The following is a 23,258-nucleotide window of genomic DNA, read 5'->3' as shown; positions in this document are numbered from 1 at the left end:
GTCATGACTGCGAGAAAACTAGTGCGTTTGGTGGATGTGCTACTACGCAATCACCAACTCTACACGCCAGAAAGGAGTGTATAGCCCAAAGGCAAATGAATGCTTTTGAATCCTTTTAGCAAACCCGAACTATTGTTCCTAATCTTGTGCGGGTTTAGTTCAGTGTGCCTTTTTTTCCTTTGAAAGCCCGTTATTAGTTAAATTTTTTATTGGTTTTCTCTTGACTTATCACCACAAGTCTTAAGCTTTATAGAGTCATGGTGGTTTAAATCTGCCCCTTTGATAAAAGATACTCCCAGTACTATATGCAATTTGTATGCCAACTTTTAGCGTGCAAGACATTTATGCAAAAAATGGCTGAAGGCTTTCATGGCGGTGTGTGAAGGAATGGTGCTGTTTTCGGCTAAGTGTTATCCATGGTTTAAGTGCAAAAATATTTTGCGAAGATAATGAAATACTGCCATTTTATTTTGCACTATCATCCGTATTCAATTACACTAAGAGGAGTACAATGACAAGGGAATGGTGTGTATGGTGAATCGACAATCGAATGATAAGGCTAGGCTTGATATGCAACGATTGTATGAGCGGCTTATCAATGAGGTGGATGTAGGTATTCACGTGATTGATCCAGAAGGCAAGACGATTATCTATAACAAAAAAATGATGGAAATTGAGTCAATGAAAAGTGAAGATGTATTACATAAAAACTTGTTGGATGTTTTTCGGTTTCATGATAAGCAGCGGAGTACACTTGTCAATGCATTGAAAACAGGGGAAATAACGAGACATGTGAAACAGACGTATTTCAACAATAAAGGCAAGAAAATAACCACGATCAATGATACGTTCCCGATTATACAGCATGGGGAAATCACCGCTGCCGTAGAAATAGCTAAGGATGTTACCCAACTAGAACGGATGATCAAAGAAAATGTCCTACGCAGGCAAAATACGAAATTCACCTTTGATCAAATTATCGGCAGAAGTGAAGCAATGCAAGTAGTGGTAGAGGAGGCAAAACGGGCAACAAGGACATCGTCTTCCGTATTAATTGTTGGGGATACTGGCACAGGCAAGGAACTGTTTGCCCAGAGCATCCACAATGGCAGCCGCCGATCAAGCGGTCCCTTTATCTCCCAAAACTGTGCCGCGATTCCGGAAAGTTTGATGGAAGGTTTATTGTTTGGCACCAAAAAGGGTGCATTTACTGGTGCTGTCGATCGACCGGGATTGTTCGAACAGGCAAATGGCGGAACACTGCTTTTGGATGAGATCAATTCGTTAGCGCCAGCACTTCAGGCAAAATTACTTCGCGTGATTCAAGAGAAAACAATCCGGCGTGTGGGTGATATGCAAGAACATGCAATTGATGTTCGCATCATGGCCACGATGAATGAGGATCCCATTGACGCTGTGAATCAGAATCGCCTGCGACGCGATTTGTATTATCGGCTTAGTGTCGTTACCTTGTTGATTCCGCCACTAAGCGACCGTAAAGACGATATTTGGCTATTAATCAATCATTTTATTGATAAATATAATGCGTTATTTCAAATGCATGTGAAAAAAGTCAGCGAAGCGGCAAAAGCAATTCTTTATCAGCATGATTGGGCTGGAAATGTCAGGGAGTTGGAGCATACTATCGAAGGAACGATGAACTTAATTATGGACGAAGAAGTCATTGATGTGCAAAATCTGCCGGCAAGTTTTCGTAAACGGTATCCATACCAGGATAGCAATAGGCAAACCGTAGATGTTGGAAATGTGGACGAGGAAACGATGCCATTACGTGAGAAAATAAATGAACTGGAAAAGGCATATGTACAGCACATTTTAAACGAGAACGAGCATAACGTCTCCCGAACTGCAAAAAAACTTGGCATCAGTCGGCAGAGCCTGCAGTATCGGATGAAGAAGTTTGGGTTGTGATTGAAGTACGTTTTGAGTAAACAGGTGGTAATTGGAGCACTTTTTATTTAAGAAAGTAATAGATAACCATGATAAAAACCCCTGTCATTGTGCAGGGTTTTTTATGTGTTTTCGCTTATTTTGCACTTGGAAATCCAAGTTTGCGCGAAATAGTATTACCTGTATGGACGATATTTTCAACCACATAATCAAGATTTTCATCTGCTAATTGAAAACTGACCAGCCTGACGCTTACCGCTCCTTCTACCTCTCTAAAACGATTAAGGATTGGTACGGCAACGCTAGTAATGCCTTTCAATTGCTCATTATGACATACAGAATACCCATCTGATTTTATTTTCTCCAGTTGCCCCAACATAGCTGTTTGATCTTCCGCTGACAAATGCTGGAACTGTTCCATTTTTCTATCCTCCGGCATGTGGGCAAGCATTGTCAAGTTTGCGGCCCCTATATTCATCGGAATTCTTAATCCAAGTTGATCATGTACACGAATGGTTTGCTGTACACAATCTATTCGTTCCATAATAATGGATTCATCGCCGAGTGGTTTGGTTAAATAGACACTGGCTTGCAAGATTTGCATCAGATGTTCCAGTTCCGGGCGGACAATACTAATGTAATCCATTGTATCGTACACCTTCAGACCATATTCCAGCCAAATAGGACCAAGCCCATATAATTTTCTATCAGGATCCTGCTGTATCATCCCATGTTTGATCATTGATTTAAGAATACGGTGAATGGAACTAATGGGTAATTCGCATTCCTTCGCTAAGTCAGTAATGGAAAATAATTGTGTTGTTTCATGTGACATAATAACGTTTACAATTTTCATTGCTCGATCAATCGATTGCATGAAGACACCTGCCTTATAAAAAATGAAATCGGGAACTTCTTTTTATGTTGAAAATTTTAGAAATATATTGACACCTAGTTTATCGTTCACTATAATCATACTATAATTTTCCGATAAATAAAATAACTTTCCGCTCATCGGAAAATTAAATGCAAAATAATCGTTTACTTTTTTACCTTTGAATGCAACACATCCATAATCGGAAAGCATTTACTGAATCAAACTTAATTGGAGGAATTGCCATGTTAAAAAATGTAATCGTCAAAAAACCTGGAAAAAGTTATGTAAATGGATTAACAACAAGTAATTTGGGTGAACCAAATTATGATCAACTGCTTGTTCAACATCAAGCATATATCGAGTCTTTAAAACAATGTCATGTTGCCATTAAGGAACTGCCAGCAAGCGAGGGCTTTCCGGATTCGACGTTTGTGGAAGATACAGCCGTATTAACACCAGAATTCGCAGTTATTACCAATCCAGGGGCCGCATCGCGTAATGCGGAAATTAAAGAAATGGAACCTGTATTGAAGGAATTTTACACGGATATCCGCTATATAAAAGCTCCAGGCACATTGGATGGGGGAGATGTACTGCAAATTGACGATCATTTTTATATTGGTATCTCTGCCCGCACGAATGAAGCAGGCGCAACGCAGTTGAAGGAGATTTTAGAATCATCGCATTACCAAGCAACCATTGTACCATTGAAAAAATTCTTTCATTTGAAAACGGGTGTTGCTTATCTTGGAAAAAATTTAATTGTAGCTGCAGGGGAATTCATTGACCACCCAGCCTTTAATCAATATGACAAGATTGTTGTTCCTGATGAAGATGAATACGCGGCTAATTGTATACTTGTGAATGATTATGTGATTATTCCAAAAGGATATCCAGCGACAAGGAAGCAAATGATTGACAAAGGTTATCAAACAATTGAACTGGAGATGACAGAATTTCAAAAGCATGATGGCGGATTGAGCTGCCTCTCTTTGCGATTTTAAGAGTTTACCAAGGAAAATGTGAGAATTGTTCAATGATAGAGTCTCACAATACTTATACGACACGAACGGAAGGAGAACTTTTATGGAAAAGTTGAAATCGACGACTTACTGCAACTCGATGGTGGATACGTTAAAGCATGTCATTGTGAAACACCCACGGGATTCTTTCCTTAGCCAGGAGCATTTGAATAATGAATGGAAAACATACAATTATTTCGAACCCCCGAACTATGAGGAAGCATTAAACGAATACGCACAATTTCTAGCTGTTTTAGAAAAACATGTTGATCGAATTGATTATTTACCTGCCCACAAGCAAACGGGGATTGATTCGATATACGCGCATGATCCTGTAAAGTTTACCAGGGATGGTGCGATTATTTTAAAGTCTGGTAAACAACTCAGACAAAAAGAAGCCAATGCCTATAAAGATTTCTTGCAACAGCAGCAAATACCAGTCATTGACGAACTAACAGGAGAGGCTGTTGCTGATGGCGGGGATATTGTTTGGCTGAATGAACGTACATTGGCGGTAGGGCGAGGCTATCGTACAAACGATGAAGCGATTCGTCAATTGAAGGAAATGACGAAAGATATGATCGATGAATTTATTATCGTTCCGCTTCCACATGACCAAGGCGAAGAAGAGTGCCTGCACCTGATGTCGATCATTAGTATGGTTGATCATGATTTGGCGGTCGTGTACTCCCCTTTGATGCCGGTGTTTTTTAGACAACTTTTACTTTCACGTGGGATCAAGTTAATCGAGGTTCCGGCACAAGAATACGGGATTTTAGGCTGTAATGTATTAGCGCTTGCACCAAGGGTTTGCATGATTTTAGATGGAAATGATTCTACCAAACAACAGTTGGAAGACGCTGGCGCCACTGTTTATGCATATAAGGGGCAGGAGATATCGTATAAAGGAACAGGTGGACCTACCTGTTTGACCTGCCCAGTTATTCGTGGTAATTGACAAGAATTTTTCGCTGCTAGGGAGTTGTCACAGAAACCAACTTAAAAAAGGGGAACTCAGTGATGAAGGAAGAGCAAACGAACGATAAATTAAAGCGTTCCATGAAAAGCCGGCATTTGTTTATGCTTTCACTTGGAGGGGTAATTGGTACAGGGCTGTTCTTAAATGCAGGCTATACCATTAATCAGGCAGGGGCAGGTGGAGCGATCCTGGCTTACTTATTTGGTGGATTAATTTTATTTCTGGTCATGGTTTGTCTTGGTGAACTTGCGGTGCATATGCCTGTTACCGGTTCCTTTCAAGCGTATGCTACGAAATATATTGGGCCTTCTGCAGGATTTTCGCTTGGCTGGATGTATTTCGTTGGTTCAGCAGCTACAGCGGGAGTAGAATTTACGGCGGCCGGCATCTTAATGCAATTTTGGTTTCCGAATGTTTCCGTATGGATTTGGTGTGCAGTTTTTATTGCCTTGCTGTTCACACTAAATGCGTTAACGACACGGGGATTTGCGGAGGCAGAATATTGGTTTGCCGGAATTAAAGTAGTCGCCGTTATTTTTGTGATTATTGTCGGGATTGCTGCTATCTTTGGTTTGATTCATTTATCTGATCGCGGGACACCCCTGTTTGAAAATCTAGAACCAACGAAGCTTTTTCCGGCAGGGATTTCGATTGTGTTCGTCACGATGATGAATGTAATATTTTCCTATCAGGGATCTGAACTGGTCGGTATTGCTGCAGGCGAAACGGAAAATCCACAGAAGAATATCCCTAAGGCAATCTTTAATATTATTTTTCGAATCGTAGTTTTTTATATTGGTTCAATTGTCATCTTGTCAGCTATCTTCCCGGCCTCAGAGTTAGGTTTACTGGAAAGTCCATTTGTTACGTTATTGGAAATTTCTGGAATCCCATTTGCAGCTCATCTGATGAATTTTGTTATTTTAACAGCGATTTTATCGGTTGGAAACTCATGTTTGTATGCGTCAACACGCTTGCTTTGGTCGATGGCACATGAAGGGATGGCACCAAAATTGTTTGGACAACTTACCAGACGGAAGGTACCGTTAAACGCACTATTGTTTACGATCGTATTTTCATTGCTCTCTTTATTGACCAGTTTTATGGCGGCTGATACGGTATTCGTATTACTCATGTCCATTGCGGGTATTTCGGTAACCATTTCTTGGATGGGAATTGCCCTATCTCAATTTATGTTTCGTAAAAAATACATCAAGGCCGGTGGAAAAGTAGAGGACCTGCAGTATAAAGTTGCCTTCTATCCATTCATACCATTGTTTTGCCTTGCTTCCTGCCTAGTTGTTCTAATATTTTTACTTTTTGATCCAACGCAACGTGCAGGCGTATTATATGGTTTTGGTTTCTTAGTTGCATGCCTAATATTTTACCGTTTTAAATTAGCCAAGAATGAAGATAAAAAGGATGAAACGCCAACGCCTATTGAAAAAACAACAAATTAATAAAATTATTACTTAAACGAGGTGAAATAACATGACGACATCCAAATGGGGAACACCCGAATCATTACACGATTTACTAAATGAGCTTGTCAGCTGGAAAAGCATTACCCTGTCCGAGGGGGAGCTTCATTTTCCGATGAAGCTGCAAACCAAACTGCAGGGGCTCGCGTACTTTCAGCAACATCCGGAAAATCTCGCACTTCATGATGCGGATTTGCGCCGAACATTTTTGACAGCGCTTTACAAACATCCTGATGCAACAGAATCGATTTGTCTGATCAGTCACTTCGATACGGTAAACACAGAAGAATATGGGGATTTTGAAGCGTTGGCCACGCAACCGGCGGAACTAACCAAATTTCTATTGGAGCGGGAAACAGAACTTCCGAATGAGGTGTTAAAGGATTTGCAGTCTGGTGATTATTTATTCGGTCGGGGGACCATGGATATGAAAATGGGATTGGTCACGCATATGTATCTACTGGAAAAAGCAAGTCTGGAAAGTTGGCCCATCAACTTATTGCTATTGACTGTACCAGATGAGGAGGTTAATTCGTCCGGGATGCGGTGTGCCGTTCCTAAACTGTTGGAATTAAAAGAGCAGCATAATTTCGAATATAGCTTGTTCCTAAACAGTGAACCGGTGCTTACGCAAGATCCAAACGATGCTCGTCATTATCTCTATTCCGGAACAATCGGAAAGATTATGCCGGCAGCGCTTTTTTATGGTAGGGAAACGCATGCGGGAGAACCATTAAGTGGCATGACATCGCCGTATATTGCTTCCTACCTAACGCGCGAAATGGAGTGGAATCACACTTTTCAAGAAACCTCTTTTGGGGAAACAATGCCGCTTCCAGTAACATTGCAGCAACGTGATCTACGGGCTGAATATTCGACCCAAACTCCGTACAGATCCAGTGCCTTATATAATGTGTTTGTGATGGAACGAAGCGCGTCTGACGTTTTCGATTTGTTTGAGCAGACAGCAAAAGACGCTGCAGCAAAGTTAAATCAAGACTACGCTGCTGTTTGCCGCGCCAATCAAGTTAACCCAATTGGCGAGGTAACGGTGATACGGTATGAGAAGCTGTTGGCGTATGCAACGAATAAGTTCGGTACAGAATTTATTGAGATGATTAAAGCAGACGTCCAGTTTCATGATGAATGGGATGAACGGGAAAAGTCACTAAGAATGGCGGATAAACTGATGATTCAATGCCAGGAATTGGCTCCGGCTATCGTTATCCTGTTTGCCCCGCCATATTATCCAGCAGTCAATTCCAGTGGAAATGAACTTGTCGAAACTTGTGTGGACTTTGTAACACAACGCGCTAAAGAAAAGTTTGGCCTTACGATGGAACGGATTCATTATTTTAATGGGATTTGTGATCTGAGCTATGTTCATTATGATGGTTCTGACATTGGTTGGTTTGCGTTTGAACAGAATACCCCTGTTTGGAACAACAGTTACACTATTCCATTTAAAGAAATGCAACAACTGGATGCACCAGTTCTAAATATAGGTCCATTTGGCAAGGATGCGCATAAACGAACCGAGCGTTTACATATGAAAAACGCCTTTGAAGAAATACCAGCTATTTTGGAGGAAATGATTCATAGGATACTTCATTAAAAAAGTCGCAGGTATTGCGGCTTTTTGTTTTTAGTGCGAGTTTTAGAAGAATGAGTGAAGGTATTGGAACAATCGGACGCCTTGAAGATTTCAAAAAAGCCGAAATAGAACGTTTATTCTTTAAAATAATAAAACATTAAGGTATAATTGGTTTTGCAATAGTTGCTTTTTCTCATGTGGAGGTCGGCGCACTTTCGACGTTGTAGTGTCACACGATACGCTATAACGAGAGGAGGTGTTGCCCATGTCTTGTTTTCAGACATTGGTTCTTATGATTGCATTCGCAACACTGGTTGTGACGATCATCGACCAAGAAAAATAGACCTCCCTTAGATTATCAGCCAGTGTGAGGTCTATTCTCGCCAGCGCCGGCCCCGCTTAAAGGGGAGCGACTCATTGCTGACCGGAGATGTTCCTGCATCTTCGGTCTTTATTAATTTATGAGTATCTTATGTTTCTATGTTTATTATACCACAAAAAATCAGTTTGAAAACAGAAAATACAGCAGTATACATAGCACACGGGAAAGACGAAGCTGTTCCAGCATGCCAGCTTGAAAGGGCAACAACTTATTTTACGCTTTTGTACTAACACATAGGATCCATACATGTAACGTCTTTTGTCAATGCCCATACAACTTTTAATGCAACATGCAAATAATTTGTATTGGATGAACCAATTTAACAAAACATCGTAGTTCCCGCAGGATGTCAAATGGCTATTGGTTACCCCGCTCGCACACTTAACAGGACTTGAGGTTGGCTCGTTTGGAGCGTTATACCTAAATAGTATTCGTTTCCCCCTTTTGGATAGAACGATTAATTATAGAGATAATAACATTCATCAACTCTATTTTGACCCACTTTTTAGGAAACAAAGATTCAGGAGGGAAAAAATGAAACGGGTAACGTCGGAGGTAACATTTGTTTTTTGGGTTACATTAGCCATAACGGTAGCGATGTCTATTTGGGGGTCGGTTGCTCCTAACGTATTTGAACGTTTTTCAAGTACGGTTATGAATTATATATCGGTCCATTTTGGATGGTATTATTTATTAATTGTTTCCTTATTTGTGGTGTTTTGTATCTATTTGATTTTTAGTCGGTATGGCAAGATTAGATTGGGAAAGCCAAAGGATCGGCCAGAATTTAGTTATGCCACGTGGTTTGCCATGCTTTTCAGTGCTGGGATGGGAATTGGCTTGGTATTTTATGGGGTCGCTTCCCCTGTATCGCACTATATAAAAACACCACCAACCGCAGACCCGGGTACACGCGAGGCATTAGAGGATTCGTTGCGTATAACGTTTTTTCATTATGGTATTCATGCCTGGGCAATTTACGCGATCATTGCTTTAGTACTAGCCTATTTTACGTTTCGTCATGGCAAACCAGCGTTGGTTAGTGTCACATTGGAACCGCTTTTTGGAGATAGAATGCGAAGGGGATGGGGGAAGGCAGTTGATGTTATCGCTGTGTTTGCAACGATTGTTGGAGTAGCCACAACACTAGGGTTTGGTGCAACACAGATTAACGGGGGATTCACCTACCTGTTTGGTGTTCAGAGTGAATTTTGGGTCCAGCTTATTATCATCATCGTTGTAACGGTGTTGTTCATGCTTTCGGCATACTCTGGTCTGGGAAAAGGGATCAAATACCTTAGTAATACGAATATGGCATTGGCAGGACTTTTATTTGTCGCCACGTTAATACTTGGGCCAACGATGTACATTGTTAATTCATTTACCGATACACTGGGTGCATATGTACAAAGTCTTCCAGCAGAGAGTTTACGTATTTCCCCTAATGATGAAATAGAACGGCAATGGGTATTGGATTGGACTGTTTTCTTCTGGGCATGGTGGATTGCCTGGTCGCCGTTTGTTGGCATTTTTATCGCACGTATATCAAAGGGACGTACTATACGGGAATTTCTCTCGGGTGTGTTAATTGTCCCTTCCGTTGTGAGCTTTTTGTGGTTTGCAACCTTTGGTATGTCAGGTATAAACATTCAAAATAACGGCTTTGATTTTGCTGATCTTCCTGATGAACAGGTATTATTTGGCATGTTTGATCAATTTCCATTTAGTTTAATCCTATCTATACTGGGGATTTTGTTGATTGCAACGTTTTTTATCACGTCAGCCGATTCGGCGACATTTGTTTTAGGAATGCAAACAACCAATGGATCGTTGTCACCTTCAGTGATTGTCAAGTTTATTTGGGGGATCGCTCAGTCCATAATTGCAGCGGTGCTATTGTATACCGGGGGATTGCAGGCCTTACAAAATGCACTGATTTCCGCTGCGTTCCCATTCTCATTGATTATGGTCGTGATGGTTTTGTCCTTTTATAAAGCATTAAGGAAAGATAACATGAAATAAGGGAACCACAATTATCTTCTTTCCTCTTTATATGGAATCCATGTTTAAAAAGCAGCGTTTTGAAAAAAATATCATCTAGAATAGAGGTGATATTTATGGGAGAAAATAATAAAAAATACACAATTACTGGAACAGAAATTAATAAGGTCAAACAAAAAAATGCGAACTCAGGTATGTCCTATAATGAAGCAAAGGCATTTATTGCTAAAACTACAGGAGGACATGGTACTGGAATCTACAGTGATACCAATCGTGAAGAAGTTAAAAAGAAAAATCAGCAATAGCAATATCCGCTGGCTCAACTCCAGCGGATATTTAGGCCTTGATCAGTTTTTCTTATTCAATTGATTCTGTGCCATTCTGACCATTTCTTTAACCATATTGCCACCAATTGGACCGCCAATCTTCCCGGCTTGCTTGGAGGTAAGCTCCTCGTTTCCTTTTTCTTTTAATGGAATGCCTTGTTCCCTGGCAATTTCATATTTCACATCATCGGGATGCTCATGGTTTATCTTGTAGCCTTTTGCTTGCATAACCTTTGTTTTGAACTGTTGTAATTCTTTCTTTGCCATTATAGTATCACCTCATATATGTAGGGTGCCCCTTCATGTGAAAGATATTTACCTTTGAGTAGTACACAAAAATAAATATTATCAAACACCCCTCTTTCACGTATAATGGTTAAATAGGACTGACGTGATTACGTAAGGGGTGTGGTTGAGTGTTTTGCCAAAGTTGTGGAATTCAAGTAGATTATGAAAGCTATAATTTCTGTCCGGGTTGTGGGGTCGCATTACATGAGACAGTGAATACGCAATCTGGTGGGCAGTGGATTGACAGAGGAACAGCTGCTTCTGCCACAGCAGAAAATTCTGGAAACCGTATCACGCATCAAGTAAAAGGTACATTTTTAAATGCAACCCAAAAGATCAATTCCATGGTAGGGGAGCAGGGCACAATTGATTTGAACTTGCGTGATGTGTTTTCCGATGTTCTTAAAAAGCATGCGAAAGAAGAGGGCGAAAAACTATTTATTGCGGGGACAAAAGAAACCACACCGTCGAGTTGGGATATTTCCACTTCCTGGCCGAAACCATGGCTGTTTTCAAGGGTCTTTCTTATTTTTGCCGTCACGTATGTTCTTTTGTCCGTTGCAACGTTTTCCTTTCATAATATTAATGCGTTACCTGGATTGATTATGGTTGGTTCATTTGCTGTTCCTTTTTCATTGCTAATATTTTTCTGGGAAACGAATGCACCACAAAATATCAGTATCTATGAAGTTGCCAAGATGTTCTTTATTGGTGGAGCTTCCTCATTGGTGATAACGTTATTTCTTTACTCCATTTTTCCGGTAGATGATCCGGATTTTATCGGGGCTGTAATTATTGGCATTGTGGAGGAAATAGGCAAGTTTGCTATTGTTGCTTACTTTATTAAACAGTTGCATACGAAATTCATTTTAAATGGTTTATTGATTGGCGCCACGATTGGGGCCGGATTTGCTGCGTTTGAAACGATGGGCTATGCATTAACCTTTTGGGATATGTATAATGAACAAGTGATGGTCTCGGTCATGTTTGTTCGGGCATGGACATCGATTGGTACCCATGTTGTCTGGGCGGCCATTGCTGGTGCGGCGTTTGTCGTTGTTAAAGGAGATAGATCAGTATATAGTGAACACTTTTTCAATCCAAAATTTCTTAAGCTTTTCGCTGTTCCTGTTATATTGCATGCGGTCTGGGATATGCCATTATACGCACTGCAAAACTTTTATCTTATTTATATTGTCTTAATTATTGTTGCCTGGATCTTTGTTTTTACGTTTATCAATGCTGGTCTGAAACAAATCGTTCGTTTAAATCAGGGTTATCAAGAATATGAAGAAGCCTCGCAAGGTTGATAAGATTGCGAGGTTTTTAAGTTATTAAGACAAACTCAGCCATTGCTATCCATGCTTGTCGCTTGTACTTGTCCCACTTCTTCCCATCCTTTACAAACATCCACCCAATCGTTTGTAGCCGCGTATTCCGCCAATTCGGCACAGGTTAATTTAATGGCTGAGTTCAGACTGCCACATGCCGGGTAGACATAATCAAATCGTTTTAGGGAGATATCTACATATACATCTAAGTCATTTGTTAATCCAAATGGACAGACTCCTCCAATTGCGTGCCCGGTTTGTTCTAACACGTCGTCTGGTGAGAGCATCCGCGCTTTGATTTGAAAAGCTTTGCAAAATTTTTTATTATCAACCCTGGCATCACCAGCAGAAACGACTAATATGGCTTTGTTATCTGCACCACGAAAGGACAAGGTTTTTGCAATCTGGGCAGGTTGCACCCCAATCGTTGCGGCAGCCTGATCAACGGTTGCACTCGAAGTGGAAAATTCCATGATATCTGCTTCACGATTCCATCGTTTAAAATGATTTCTCACGTTTTTCAATGACATGATACATAATCCTTTCTCTACTAACGTTTATGGAGAATAATATCACGCTCTAACGAAATGAAGCAATAAATTAACGGCGAGAATGTTCATTTCTGTATTTAACGTACGTACGGATAGCCCATTTTTCATAAATTTCAAGTAAAGTCTTTACAGGAACATGCAAATCGACTATAATCGTTACACGAATTAATTCGCACTAAATTGATCAGGAAAGGGAGTATTGACGATGGAAACGGCACATAAATTAAATCGGCAATCACTCGTGAAAGACACCGCCAAGAATACGGCTGTATCATTGGGGCATTGGCAAAAGCCACATGTAATCATCGGCTCAATTGTTATGATTTTGCTGGGCGCGTATATATTTATCGAAACAACCATCAGCCAAGGGGTATTATATATACTAGGTTTAGCGCTTGGTTTTACATTATTTCATGCGCGATTTGGTTTTACTTCTGCATTTCGCCGATTAATGTCAGTGGGAAATGTTGAGGGGATTCAAGCCCATATGATTATGCTTGCGGTCGCTTCCACGTTGTTTGCAATTATCTTTGCAACGGGTTTTACGTTTAGTGGATCCAGTCCAAGTGGAAATATTTCTCCGGTCGGGGTCAGCTTGATTTTTGGTTCATTTGTCTTTGGAATTGGGATGCAATTAGGTGGTGGCTGTGCGTCAGGTACACTTTATCATGTCGGCAGTGGTCAATCGCCAACTGTTATTACCTTAGTTGGATTTATTGCCGGCTCGGTTATTGGTGCTTATCATTGGGGGTTTTGGATGAATGATATGCCTAGCTTTCAATCCTTTTCGCTGGCAGAATCTACGCATTTAGGCTATCTCGGCGCCCTGGTGGTGCAGCTTGCGTTATTTGCCTTGATTTATTGGATTACCGTTCAGGTTGCTAAACGGAAAAAGCCGCCGATGATGAAAGCTCTGCCAACGGAAAGCGGCTGGAAGCGGATATTTCGTGGTTCGTGGCCGCTAATCACGGCGGCAGTGGTACTGGCAATATTGAACGCACTTGTGCTTATTGTAAGAGGCAGTCCGTGGGGGATCACATCTGGCTTTGCATTATGGGGCTCAAAAATTGTCAGTGCTTTCGGTGTTGATGTATCCAGCTGGACATATTGGAGTGGTGATAAAAGCGCATCATTAACTTCTTCCGTATTTACCGACTCCACCAGTGTGATGAATTTTGGAATTATCCTTGGCGCATTCATTGCCTCGTCTTCAGGCGGATTATTTAAGCCGAAAAAAATAAAACCTGGTGTGGCATTTGCGTCGCTGATCGGCGGCATAATGATGGGATACGGCGCACGACTTGCCTTTGGCTGTAACATTGGTGCCTATTTTAGCGGGATTGCATCTTTTAGTCTGCATGGTTGGATTTGGGGAATTATGGCATTACTTGGAACTTTTGTCGCCCTATACCTCCGGCCGCTGTTTGGGATGAAAAATCCGAATAAAAATGATTCTTTTTGTTAGATATAAAAACACCGAGTTGTTCGATTCTATAATAATGAACAACTCGGTTATCAATTTTTCTGGTATATATTTAACTATGCAATAAAAGTGGCAATTCTCTTACTCCTCGAACAACCATCCCTGTTCTCCACTCAAGCTCATTTGGGTCAGCATTCAATTGGGCTTTTGGATAGTGTTTAAAAAAACTGGTAATGGCAATTTCTCCTTCCAAACGTGCAAGTGGTGCTCCCAGACAAGCGTGGATACCTTTTCCGAATGCTAAATGTTTACTTTTCTCTCGAGTGATATCGAGGGTGTCTGGATCCGCAAATTGCTCAGGATCATGGTTTGCAGCATTCAAAACGACTATGACAAGCTCACCTTTTTTCATGGGTTGTCCTTTAAATTCCATATCTTCTCCTACCCAGCGGGAGGTACTAAACTCAACAGGATCATTATATCGGAGTGTTTCCTCAATGGCAGTCTTGATTAATTCGGGTTCCTTTATGAACAGATCTAATTGCTCGGGATTCTGTAGGAGCGCCATAATACTGTTTCCAATAAAGTTGACGGTTGTTTCGTGACCAGCGATGATTAATAGGGAAACGACGCCATACAACTCTTTTTCGGTTAGTTGGTCCCCTTGTTCCTCGGCAATAATGAGTTTGCTAATCAAGTCATCTCCAGGTTTTTCGCGTACAACCGCGAACCGCTGTTGCAGGTATTGTGTGAATTCGATCGTATGCTGTTCTATATCTTTTGCATATTTACCGCTCGAGCCTTCAATCAGCGAGTTAGACCAGATGCGGAACTTATTCCGGTCCTGTGCAGGAATTCCAAGCATTTCGCAGATGACGATAATTGGAAGTGGAAAGGCGAATTCATCAATCAGATTCATTTGATCTTGACCAGCTGTTTTTTCAAGGAGATCATTTGTGATTTCCTGAATGCGATCTCTCAGTCCTGCAATCATATTTGGGGTAAATGCTTTGGAAACAAGACCACGTAAACGCCTATGATCTGGCATATCTGAGAAAAGCATGTTTTCGCTAAATATGCTTCCTTGGTTTTCACTATTTTCGCGAAGTTTCGTAAAATCCTTGATAAACTTTTGATTTTTTAAGGCTTCTAACGCATCGTTGTATCGAGTGATGATCCAAGCATATTGGCCATCAGGCAACAAAACTTGGGCAACTGGATCTTCTTCTCTTAGTCGTGCATAAGCAGGATAAGGGTTTTTTCTAAATGCTTTCGTAAATAGCGTATGTTTTGGGAAATTGTCCATGTTCATTTTCATATATCTCCTTCCAAGATAAGAAAATTTATTACTGATTATGATATTAAACCTTAGATTTTCCTGAGAGTTTGTATTCATTCCTTCTAGATAATAAGACGTGTGGTGTATGGTTACTAGCTATCTAACCCTAGGCCATTTTCTCGCAAAACGCCAATAAAAAAATACCTCATTTTACAAAAACAGACTTTTTGCCCAGGAAAAGTCTGTTTTTATTTATGAATTAGTACTATATGCACTAGTGTATTTACTTATAATTCGATAAATTTAATGTGACAGAAAATTTTGTAGAAGGGAGGCTAGTTTTGTAATCGAATATTAAGGGGGAGACATATGTTAAAAAGAATTGTCGTTGTTTTAGTAGCAGTGTTGCTGGTGTTCAGTAATTATTTTTATGTTAATGCAGCCGAAATCACTGGGAAAACACTGCAGAAGAACACAGAAAAACAGATAGATACAAAGCCGAAAAAGCTAAAAGAAACGCAGGACCCAAGTAAAAAGGTACGCGTTATTGTCGAATTAAAACAGGACGCACCGATTGAAAAAGCAACAAAAAAAGGTGTGATGTTTAAACGGTTAAAGCCAACTGAAAAAAAGCAAATGCAACAAACAGCTAAGCAAGAACAAGAAACGATCAAAAACAACATCAAGTCGAAAAAGATTGATGCAACATACTTACAAGAATTTAACACAGTTGTCAATGGATTTAGTGTCGAAGTGAAGCAGGGCGATATTAACGCTATCAAGAAGATTCCAAATGTGGGATCGGTACATATGGTAAATGAATATAAGCGCCCAGAAGTAAAACCAGAAATGAAGTACAGTAAGGAATTGGTCGAAGCGCAAAAGGCTTGGCGCGATTATGGGTATAAAGGGGAAGGGATGACGGTTGGTATTATTGATACCGGAATTGATCCATCCCATCGTGACATGGTACTTTCCGATGATACAGATCCAGCTCTCACCAAAAAATCGGTAAAGAAAACGGTAAACGACGATGGACTGCCAGGTAAATACTATACCGAAAAAGTTCCATACGGCTATAACTACATGGATAAAAATGAAGATATTGTCGACAGTGCTGCCGGCGCCTCCATGCACGGGATGCATGTTGCCGGAACAGTTGGTGCCAATGGAGATGAAGAAAATGGTGGTATCAAGGGAATTGCTCCTGAATCCCAATTATTAGCACTGAAGGTTTTTGGAAACGATCCGGAGATGGCCTCAACATATGGCGATATTTATGTGAAAGCAATGGATGATGCGATTAAACTTGGTGTCGACGCACTCAACTTAAGCCTTGGATCTCCAGCAGGCTATGTCGATGCAGAATCAGCGGAACAACAAGCAGTTAAGCGGGCAACCGAAAATGGTGTACTCGTATCCATTTCGGCCGGCAATTCCAATAAGTTTGCGGATGGATTCTATTATCCACTGGCTTCTAACCCGGATTACGGGGTAAGTGGTTCCCCAGGGGTAGCGGAGGATTCATTACAAGTAGCTTCCTATGAAAATACGTACATGGATGTAGATGCAGTTGATTATACGATCGACGGTAAAGATGGTAGTGCACCATATCTGTCGGCTGGTGATACCGACCCGGCAGATTATGCGCAGACATCGTTTGACGTTGTTGAGGCCGGACTTGGTGCCCCCGAGGATTTTGCCGGTAAGGATGTCAAAGGGAAATATGCCCTTGTTCAACGTGGCGATCTTGCCTTTACAGAGAAGGCGCTTAATGCACAAGAAGCTGGAGCAGAAGGCGTCATCATTTATAACAACACGGACGGCATCATCAATATGGCAACTGATCCAGCGATTGAAATTCCGCAGTTGTTCATGTTGAAAAATGATGGAGATAAGCTTGCCGCTGCCTTAAATGATGGTAAGCCGGTGACGTTAGAATTTAATGGCGGTAAAGATAAAATCGATAATCCAGATGCAGGAAAAATGAGTGCATTTTCATCATGGGGTCTGACGCCGGATCTGGACTTCAAACCGGAAATTACGACTCCAGGTGGGCAAATTTTATCCACCTTAAACGATGATCAATATGGATTAATGAGTGGTACATCGATGGCGGCACCGCATGCGGCCGGTGGTGGGGCTCTTGTTTTACAGCGAATTGATGAGAAGTTCGGCTTGGATCACGCTGATCGTGTGACCATGGCTAAGAATTTAATGATGAATACGAGTAAATTGGTCGAATTGGATGGAGCAAAAGTGTCGCCACGACGCCAGGGTGCTGGATTGATGCAGCTTCACGCCGCTATGTCCACACCGGTCATGGTAACGGAAGCCGACACAGGTGAGGCAAAAGTAGCGTTAAAACAAATCAACGAAAATGAAATCACCTTTGAATTGACGGCAGAGAACATGACAGATAAAGCAATCACATATGATGTGAAAGCCAATGTACAGACTGATCAGCCCGTTGAAAACGGGGACGACACACTGGTTGTACCGAATGAGTTCGGTGCACTGGAGCTTGATGGGCTGGCAACGGTCAACGGGGAAGATGTCAGCGAAGTGGAAGTTCCCGCAAATGGTAAAAAGACAGTCACTGTTAAGATTGATGTAAGTTCGGTTGATAAAGAACTGACAAGTATGTTTACCAACGGCTACTGGCTGGAAGGATTTGTCACACTGACTGACCCAACAGATAATAATCCGGAAGTTTCCGTTCCATATGTTGGTTTCAAAGGACAATGGGATCAAGCACCAATCATGGACAAACCAATGTGGGATGACGATACGTATTATGGCATGACTGGTGCCGCAACCTCCAGTGGTAAAGATGAGGATGGAAACGAGGAATTTGATTTTCTTGGGGAAGATCTGAAAACCGGGGAGATTGACCCAGATAAAATCGCTTTTTCACCAAACGGAGACAACGTACAGGATGATGCGTTAGTCATCTTATCTTTCTTAAGGAATGCGAAAGAAGTCAAATTCAACGTATTAGATGAGAACAAGAAAAAAGTACGCACCATTCGAACGGAATCAGACGTTGCCAAGAACTATTATGATGATGGACAAGCACCGATGTATTCCTTGTCCTCTGCCAGAAAATGGGATGGCAAAATCGATGGTAAAACTGCACCTGAAGGAAAATATTATCTGCAGGTCGAGTCCGTGATTGATTTTAAAGATGCAAACTGGCAATCGCTTGAAATTCCAGTCATTCTTGATACAACAGCACCTGAATTAACAGCAGATTTTGATCAAGATAAGCAAAGGATAACTGTTGATGCAAAGGATAGTAAGGATGGAAGCGGCCTGGCTTATTGGGATGTGCTTGTAGACGGGAAGTCAGTTTTGGACAAGCCATATGTAAACGGAGAAACCGAGCATACATTAACGAAAAAATTAAGTCCAGAACAAACGTTAACCGTTAAAGCAGTCGATTATGCTGGTAACGAAAGCAAAAAGGAACTGACGAAATCAGATGATACAACAATGCCAGACTTGCACGTGAAAACACCAGAATTCCTTGGTGTGGAAACATCACGAGAAGTAGAATTTTCCGGATATGCAACAGACAAATCAGGTATCAAAGAAGTGACGGTTGACGGAGAAAAAGCAAACGTTACGTATAATAAAGAAAAAGACCGGTATGAGTTCTCGGTAACGGTTAAACACGATAAAGATGGGTACTTCTTCCATCATATTAAGGCGGTAGATAACGCTGGGAATGAAGCGGAAATTGGCCGAAGATATTTTGTCGATACCGAAAAGGCAAAAATCGATGTCAAAGCAGATCAAAAAACGGATGCTGATAAAATAAAAGTCGATGCAACCGTTACCGATAACTTTGATGATATCCGTGTGTATGTAAATGGAAATGAAGTGTACAAGCATGATCAGTCAGAGCCATATGGAATGAATGGTTTTGAGAAAACAATTAAAGACATTGAATTAGACCTGAAAGATGGCAAGAATGAGTTTGAATTTAAGGTAGTCGATCTTGGTGGACATGAGACGACGAAAACGATCGTTGTCGATAAGGAAGCGGGTAATACCGAGTCAAGTATCACCGGGATGAAAGATCTTGTCGACCAATACGGGAAATCGGGTGCTATTACCAGTTCTGACACTGTTAGATTACTAAATACGCAGTTGACATCGATTGGTCATTATCAAGACACTGGAAAAACAGCGAAAGCGATCAAACATATGAAGAGCTTTAAACAATTACTGGATTTCTATCAGAACAATGGCCAGATTGCAGATGACGCAGCAGCAACATTAAAGAAACATGCCGATAACCTGCTGAAGCAATGGCAGTAGATGTCCTGTAGAGAATTACTTCCACCGTGACAAAGCTGCTATTGTCATGGTGGGAGGCATATAAAGGAGGATACGGATGCGATGTTTTCTCCGAGCATGGAAACAGCTTCTTTTAAAAAGGTATGTGATGTTTCCGCTTATAATTGGTTATCTGACATTTCTCACTATCTCCCTCATGGCCACGCCAACGACTGCATATTTTACCGATTCCGCATCGGTCAATGAGAAGCTTACGATGGCAGATCATTTTGCGGGGGAGGAACAGGAAGAACCAACAGATACGAAGAAGCCAGACAATCAGGAGACGCAAACCTCAGATACGGATAAATCGGAGCAGAAACAGGCGTCTGGCCACGACAAGCAAAACGAGAAAGTTGATGGGGTCAATCCTTTGCCTGATGAAACATCATCAAACGAGGAAAAGGGTAAGCAGGAAGAGCAAACGGCTGATTCAGCAGTGGTAAAATCAAGCAAAGAAGATGCACCTCCATCCTCCACTGAATCACCCGAACAAGATGCCAGCGGAAAGACGGGTTCAGCATCCTAAGATTGGATCGGAGTGAAGGCTTATGAACGGGAAACGAATCTGGAAGGTGATAAGCAATCTTATTACGTTTCTATTATTTGCAGTGCTATTACTATTGTTGTTCACGGTTGTCTCAATAAGGGCATCTGGTGGTGAAGCAAGTCTGTTTGGCTATCAAATCAAGACAGTCTTGTCTGGATCCATGGAGCCCGATATCCAGACAGGATCGATTATTGCAATCAAAGATGCCAATCAAGGACAGCAATTTCATAAAAATGATGTGATTACATTTACAACAGACGATAATATGATTGTTACGCACCGTATCGTGGAGGTCGACAAGAAAGCACAATCTTATGTTACAAAAGGGGATGCAAATAACGCCCCGGATATGGAAGCGGTGGCACAGGATCAGATTATCGGAATGTATACTGGTTTTACGGTGCCATATCTTGGGTATGTCATGAATTTTACCAATTCCAGTGAGGGTGCTGCCCTGCTGTTGGTATTGCCGGGAATTTGTCTTGTTATGTATTCCATTGTAACTATCTGGCGAGCTCTCCGATATATTGATCAGCCGAAAAAGGAAATAGACGTGAAGTAGATTTGACGTGTGCTTTCTGAGATCAGAGTGTCGAAAATGAAAAGCCAGATGTCACAGCTGATCGATGAAAAGTAAAAAAATGATAGATGAAAGTGAAGGGGGAAAATAATTAATGGGTATTAAGAAACAGCTAGGAATGGGAGTTATGTCGGCAATATTAGGTGTTACGTTAATTGGCGGGGGTACTTATGCGTATTTTAGTTCCAGTGAAACATCCAATAATACATTTGCAGCTGGAACACTCGATTTATCGGTTAACCCCACAACAGTGATTGATGTGGATGGTCTGCAACCTGGAGATTCCGTTATCCGCGATTTTGAATTGCAAAATAATGGGTCATTGGATATTGATCAAGTTTTATTGGAGACTGATTATAGTGTGATTGATGCAAAAGGCGATAATACCGATGACTTCGGTAAAAATATTGAAGTGGAATTTTTATATAATGCTGATCAGCTAAATGAAGTAATTTACCAAACTACATTGGCTGAATTGAAAGATATGTCACCGGAAGCAGTTAATAATGAAGTGTTCGCTGAATTTCTTGGTGAAAAAGGTCTGGAAGCAGATTCTTCTGATGATTTAGTGGTTAAATTTAACTTCATTGACAATGACGAGGATCAAAATCAATTTCAAGGAGATTCATTAAACCTGGAATGGACATTCAATGCCAAACAAACCGCTGGTGATGACAAATAAGCGGTTTGCGAAAGTGACCACCCGGACTTGCTTTGTGGTAAAGGCAGGTCCGGGTGGTTTTTCTGTCTTTAATGAAACCAAGGATCTACTATATTTGCACACCATATCTTTAATTTTTCAAAAGACCGGATACAAGCTGCATTTTTATCAAGATATTTCTTTATTCAATGCCTTAAATAAGGCAAATACCATTAAAATCATGACAAAGGAGAATGGTAGAGCCGCTATAATGATGGTATTTTGCACCGCCGTTAACCCACCGACATATAGCAAAATCAATGCGACAGAGGATTGCGCCACACCCCAAATGATTTTGACGTTATTTGGCGGTGTCAATGAACCCTTCGTTGACTGCATACCTAAAACAAATGTCGCTGAATCAGCCGATGTGATAAAGAATGAGCCAATTAGCAAAATCGCAATAATGGAAAGGATGAACGATAACGGCATTTGGTCAAACATATTAAATAAAACAAGCTCGGTAGTGTATTGGGTCAGGTCAACACCACTATTTTGTACATCGCCTGCTGTTGTACCAAATGCAGCAAACCATATCGATATAAACAGTGTTGGAATGACCATCACACCTAACAAAAACTGCCTGATCGTTCTTCCTCGAGAAACTCGAGCAATAAACATTCCTACAAAAGGAGCCCAGGCAATCCACCATGCCCAAAAGAAAATGGTCCAATTATCATGCCAGGCCCGGTTGTCATCCGCGAGTGGTGCAGTACGAAAGCTCATCTCCACAATATGCTGCATATACTTCCCGAACGTGTCGGTGAACATATCCAGTATAAGTAATGTAGGACCGACGATTAGGACGACAATGAGTAACAGGACGGCAAGCACCATATTCGTATTCGATAAATATTTTATCCCTTTACTTAATCCGGACCATGCCGAAATAATAAAGAGTACTGTCACCACCGCAATAATTATAAATTGGGAGGTAAAGCCAACGCTTATTCCAAACAAATGTGAAAGCCCTGCATTAATTTGCGCTGCCCCAAAACCAAGCGACGTCGCGACGCCGAACACGGTTGCAAACACTGCCAATACATCGATCAGAACACCGAGCGGGCCGTTCATTTTCTCCCCGAATATCGGCTTTAATGTTGCCGAAATCAACCCTGGTTCTTCTTTGCGGAATTGAAAATACGCTAATGACAGTGCGACAATTCCATACATAGCCCAAATATGGACGCCCCAATGAAAATAACTATAAGCAAGCCCTTCCTTAAAAGCAGCTCCTGTTCCCGGTTCTTCTGATGCGGGATCGAGCGCATAATTAAATAATGGTTCAGCAGCGCCATAAAAAACCAGGCCAATGCCCATTCCTGCTGAGAACAACATGGCAATCCATGTCGGTGTAGAAAAATCGGGCCGTTCATGGTCCTTGCCAAGTCGAATTTTTCCGTATGGACTGATCGCAATAATAATGGCAATAATAATCATGACCGACATCAGCAGCATGTAATACCAGCCAAATGATGTCGCAACAAACCCCTTAATGTTTCCAGTTATTTTTTCAAATTGAGATGGAAAGGCAGCGCCAAATATGACGGCCAAGGCTACTAAAACTAATGTTATATAAAATACTTTCGAGACTCTCTTCATGTTCCCCCCTGAGAAGTTTTTGACATAACAATAACAA

The 23,258-nt window shown here is 41.2% G+C and carries 19 protein-coding genes; 14 read left to right on the top strand and 5 right to left on the bottom strand.

Going from position 1 to position 23,258, the window contains the following annotated elements:
• Positions 1–531 precede the first annotated feature (531 nt).
• Positions 532–1,932, top strand: a complete 1,401-nt coding sequence (locus tag WMZ97_RS05625; protein ID WP_343271089.1) for a sigma-54 interaction domain-containing protein — start codon at positions 532–534, stop codon at positions 1,930–1,932.
• A 115-nt stretch (positions 1,933–2,047) separates the two neighbouring features.
• On the opposite strand, the gene WMZ97_RS05620 is transcribed toward WMZ97_RS05625, so the two are convergent.
• On the bottom strand, positions 2,048–2,788 hold the full coding sequence (locus WMZ97_RS05620; protein ID WP_343271088.1) for an IclR family transcriptional regulator: 741 nt from the start codon (positions 2,786–2,788) through the stop codon (positions 2,048–2,050).
• Between the two features lie 242 nt (positions 2,789–3,030).
• Here WMZ97_RS05620 and WMZ97_RS05615 point away from each other — a divergent pair, with 242 nt between their 5' ends.
• The 7 genes from WMZ97_RS05615 (at position 3,031) to WMZ97_RS05590 (ending at position 10,552) form a co-directional block, all read left to right on the top strand.
• Entirely contained in the window at positions 3,031–3,792 is a 762-nt protein-coding gene (locus tag WMZ97_RS05615; protein ID WP_343271087.1) for a dimethylarginine dimethylaminohydrolase family protein, read from the top strand.
• Between the two features lie 82 nt (positions 3,793–3,874).
• The gene (locus tag WMZ97_RS05610; protein WP_343271086.1) at positions 3,875–4,768 is read left to right on the top strand and encodes a dimethylarginine dimethylaminohydrolase family protein; all 894 of its coding nucleotides are present in this window, start codon (positions 3,875–3,877) and stop codon (positions 4,766–4,768) included.
• A 62-nt stretch (positions 4,769–4,830) separates the two neighbouring features.
• Complete coding sequence (locus WMZ97_RS05605; protein ID WP_343271085.1) at positions 4,831–6,249, top strand: amino acid permease; 1,419 nt, start codon at positions 4,831–4,833, stop codon at positions 6,247–6,249.
• A 31-nt stretch (positions 6,250–6,280) separates the two neighbouring features.
• On the top strand, positions 6,281–7,885 hold the full coding sequence (locus tag WMZ97_RS05600) for a M20/M25/M40 family metallo-hydrolase (protein WP_343271084.1): 1,605 nt from the start codon (positions 6,281–6,283) through the stop codon (positions 7,883–7,885).
• A gap of 244 nt (positions 7,886–8,129) precedes the next feature.
• The gene (locus WMZ97_RS21880) at positions 8,130–8,207 is read left to right on the top strand and encodes a putative holin-like toxin (RefSeq protein ID WP_405027659.1); all 78 of its coding nucleotides are present in this window, start codon (positions 8,130–8,132) and stop codon (positions 8,205–8,207) included.
• Between the two features lie 573 nt (positions 8,208–8,780).
• Positions 8,781–10,268, top strand: a complete 1,488-nt coding sequence (locus tag WMZ97_RS05595) for a glycine betaine uptake BCCT transporter (RefSeq protein WP_343271083.1) — start codon at positions 8,781–8,783, stop codon at positions 10,266–10,268.
• A gap of 95 nt (positions 10,269–10,363) precedes the next feature.
• Positions 10,364–10,552: a gamma-type small acid-soluble spore protein gene (locus WMZ97_RS05590; protein ID WP_343271082.1), complete on the top strand. Its 189-nt coding sequence runs from the start codon at positions 10,364–10,366 to the stop codon at positions 10,550–10,552.
• 42 nt (positions 10,553–10,594) lie between these two features.
• On the opposite strand, the gene WMZ97_RS05585 is transcribed toward WMZ97_RS05590, so the two are convergent.
• Entirely contained in the window at positions 10,595–10,840 is a 246-nt protein-coding gene (locus WMZ97_RS05585) for an alpha/beta-type small acid-soluble spore protein (protein ID WP_343271081.1), read from the bottom strand.
• Positions 10,841–10,989: 149 nt separating this feature from the next.
• Between WMZ97_RS05585 and WMZ97_RS05580 the strand changes: the two genes are divergently transcribed.
• Positions 10,990–12,171, top strand: coding sequence for a PrsW family intramembrane metalloprotease (locus WMZ97_RS05580; protein ID WP_343271080.1), 1,182 nt, complete (start codon positions 10,990–10,992; stop codon positions 12,169–12,171).
• Positions 12,172–12,206: 35 nt separating this feature from the next.
• Here the strand turns inward: WMZ97_RS05580 and WMZ97_RS05575 are convergent, their stop codons facing one another.
• A complete protein-coding gene (locus WMZ97_RS05575) occupies positions 12,207–12,722 on the bottom strand; it encodes a YbaK/EbsC family protein (RefSeq protein ID WP_343271079.1) in 516 nt (171 codons plus the stop codon).
• Positions 12,723–12,948: 226 nt separating this feature from the next.
• On the opposite strand from WMZ97_RS05575, the gene WMZ97_RS05570 reads away from it, so the two are divergent.
• Complete coding sequence (locus WMZ97_RS05570; protein WP_405027657.1) at positions 12,949–14,208, top strand: YeeE/YedE family protein; 1,260 nt, start codon at positions 12,949–12,951, stop codon at positions 14,206–14,208.
• Positions 14,209–14,278: 70 nt separating this feature from the next.
• Here WMZ97_RS05570 and WMZ97_RS05565 read toward each other — a convergent pair whose 3' ends face one another.
• Positions 14,279–15,478, bottom strand: coding sequence for a cytochrome P450 family protein (locus WMZ97_RS05565; RefSeq protein ID WP_343271078.1), 1,200 nt, complete (start codon positions 15,476–15,478; stop codon positions 14,279–14,281).
• 336 nt (positions 15,479–15,814) lie between these two features.
• Between WMZ97_RS05565 and WMZ97_RS05560 the strand changes: the two genes are divergently transcribed.
• The 4 genes from WMZ97_RS05560 to WMZ97_RS05545 all read left to right on the top strand — a co-directional run bounded on the left by WMZ97_RS05560 (position 15,815) and on the right by WMZ97_RS05545 (position 21,601).
• Positions 15,815–19,771, top strand: coding sequence for a S8 family serine peptidase (locus tag WMZ97_RS05560; protein ID WP_343271077.1), 3,957 nt, complete (start codon positions 15,815–15,817; stop codon positions 19,769–19,771).
• Between the two features lie 76 nt (positions 19,772–19,847).
• Positions 19,848–20,318 carry a prolipoprotein diacylglyceryl transferase gene (locus WMZ97_RS05555; RefSeq protein WP_343271076.1) on the top strand — a complete coding sequence of 157 codons (471 nt, stop codon included), beginning with the start codon at positions 19,848–19,850 and terminating at the stop codon, positions 20,316–20,318.
• Positions 20,319–20,340: 22 nt separating this feature from the next.
• The gene (gene sipW, locus WMZ97_RS05550) at positions 20,341–20,901 is read left to right on the top strand and encodes a signal peptidase I SipW (RefSeq protein WP_343271075.1); all 561 of its coding nucleotides are present in this window, start codon (positions 20,341–20,343) and stop codon (positions 20,899–20,901) included.
• Between the two features lie 112 nt (positions 20,902–21,013).
• Positions 21,014–21,601 (top strand): CalY family protein, encoded by a 588-nt coding sequence (locus tag WMZ97_RS05545; RefSeq protein WP_343271074.1) that lies wholly within the window; start codon positions 21,014–21,016, stop codon positions 21,599–21,601.
• A gap of 147 nt (positions 21,602–21,748) precedes the next feature.
• Here the strand turns inward: WMZ97_RS05545 and WMZ97_RS05540 are convergent, their stop codons facing one another.
• Positions 21,749–23,221 carry a glycine betaine uptake BCCT transporter gene (locus WMZ97_RS05540; RefSeq protein WP_343271073.1) on the bottom strand — a complete coding sequence of 491 codons (1,473 nt, stop codon included), beginning with the start codon at positions 23,219–23,221 and terminating at the stop codon, positions 21,749–21,751.
• Positions 23,222–23,258: the final 37 nt, after the last annotated feature.

Source organism: Lentibacillus songyuanensis (genome assembly GCF_039548255.1).
In the GTDB taxonomy this organism is placed as follows: Bacteria; Bacillota; Bacilli; order Bacillales; family Amphibacillaceae; genus Lentibacillus_C; species Lentibacillus_C songyuanensis.
Note: the sequence above shows the minus strand (reverse complement) of the source record. Positions and strands in the feature narration are given on the sequence as shown.

Bases quoted from the DNA above. Each gene is read 5' to 3' on its own strand.
- WMZ97_RS05540 (WP_343271073.1), bottom strand. From the start codon at position 23,221: ATGAAGAGAGTCTCGAAAGTATTTTATATAACATTAGTTTTAGTAGCC.
- WMZ97_RS05560 (WP_343271077.1), top strand. From the start codon at position 15,815: ATGTTAAAAAGAATTGTCGTTGTTTTAGTAGCAGTGTTGCTGGTGTTC.
- WMZ97_RS05610 (WP_343271086.1), top strand. From the start codon at position 3,875: ATGGAAAAGTTGAAATCGACGACTTACTGCAACTCGATGGTGGATACG.
- WMZ97_RS05585 (WP_343271081.1), bottom strand. From the start codon at position 10,840: ATGGCAAAGAAAGAATTACAACAGTTCAAAACAAAGGTTATGCAAGCA.
- WMZ97_RS05555 (WP_343271076.1), top strand. From the start codon at position 19,848: ATGCGATGTTTTCTCCGAGCATGGAAACAGCTTCTTTTAAAAAGGTAT.
- WMZ97_RS05625 (WP_343271089.1), top strand. From the start codon at position 532: ATGGTGAATCGACAATCGAATGATAAGGCTAGGCTTGATATGCAACGA.
- WMZ97_RS05590 (WP_343271082.1), top strand. From the start codon at position 10,364: ATGGGAGAAAATAATAAAAAATACACAATTACTGGAACAGAAATTAAT.
- WMZ97_RS05605 (WP_343271085.1), top strand. From the start codon at position 4,831: ATGAAGGAAGAGCAAACGAACGATAAATTAAAGCGTTCCATGAAAAGC.
- WMZ97_RS05575 (WP_343271079.1), bottom strand. From the start codon at position 12,722: ATGTCATTGAAAAACGTGAGAAATCATTTTAAACGATGGAATCGTGAA.
- WMZ97_RS05570 (WP_405027657.1), top strand. From the start codon at position 12,949: ATGGAAACGGCACATAAATTAAATCGGCAATCACTCGTGAAAGACACC.
- WMZ97_RS05615 (WP_343271087.1), top strand. From the start codon at position 3,031: ATGTTAAAAAATGTAATCGTCAAAAAACCTGGAAAAAGTTATGTAAAT.
- WMZ97_RS05545 (WP_343271074.1), top strand. From the start codon at position 21,014: ATGGGTATTAAGAAACAGCTAGGAATGGGAGTTATGTCGGCAATATTA.
- WMZ97_RS05565 (WP_343271078.1), bottom strand. From the start codon at position 15,478: ATGAACATGGACAATTTCCCAAAACATACGCTATTTACGAAAGCATTT.
- WMZ97_RS05600 (WP_343271084.1), top strand. From the start codon at position 6,281: ATGACGACATCCAAATGGGGAACACCCGAATCATTACACGATTTACTA.
- WMZ97_RS05595 (WP_343271083.1), top strand. From the start codon at position 8,781: ATGAAACGGGTAACGTCGGAGGTAACATTTGTTTTTTGGGTTACATTA.
- WMZ97_RS05620 (WP_343271088.1), bottom strand. From the start codon at position 2,788: ATGCAATCGATTGATCGAGCAATGAAAATTGTAAACGTTATTATGTCA.
- sipW (WP_343271075.1), top strand. From the start codon at position 20,341: ATGAACGGGAAACGAATCTGGAAGGTGATAAGCAATCTTATTACGTTT.
- WMZ97_RS21880 (WP_405027659.1), top strand. From the start codon at position 8,130: ATGTCTTGTTTTCAGACATTGGTTCTTATGATTGCATTCGCAACACTG.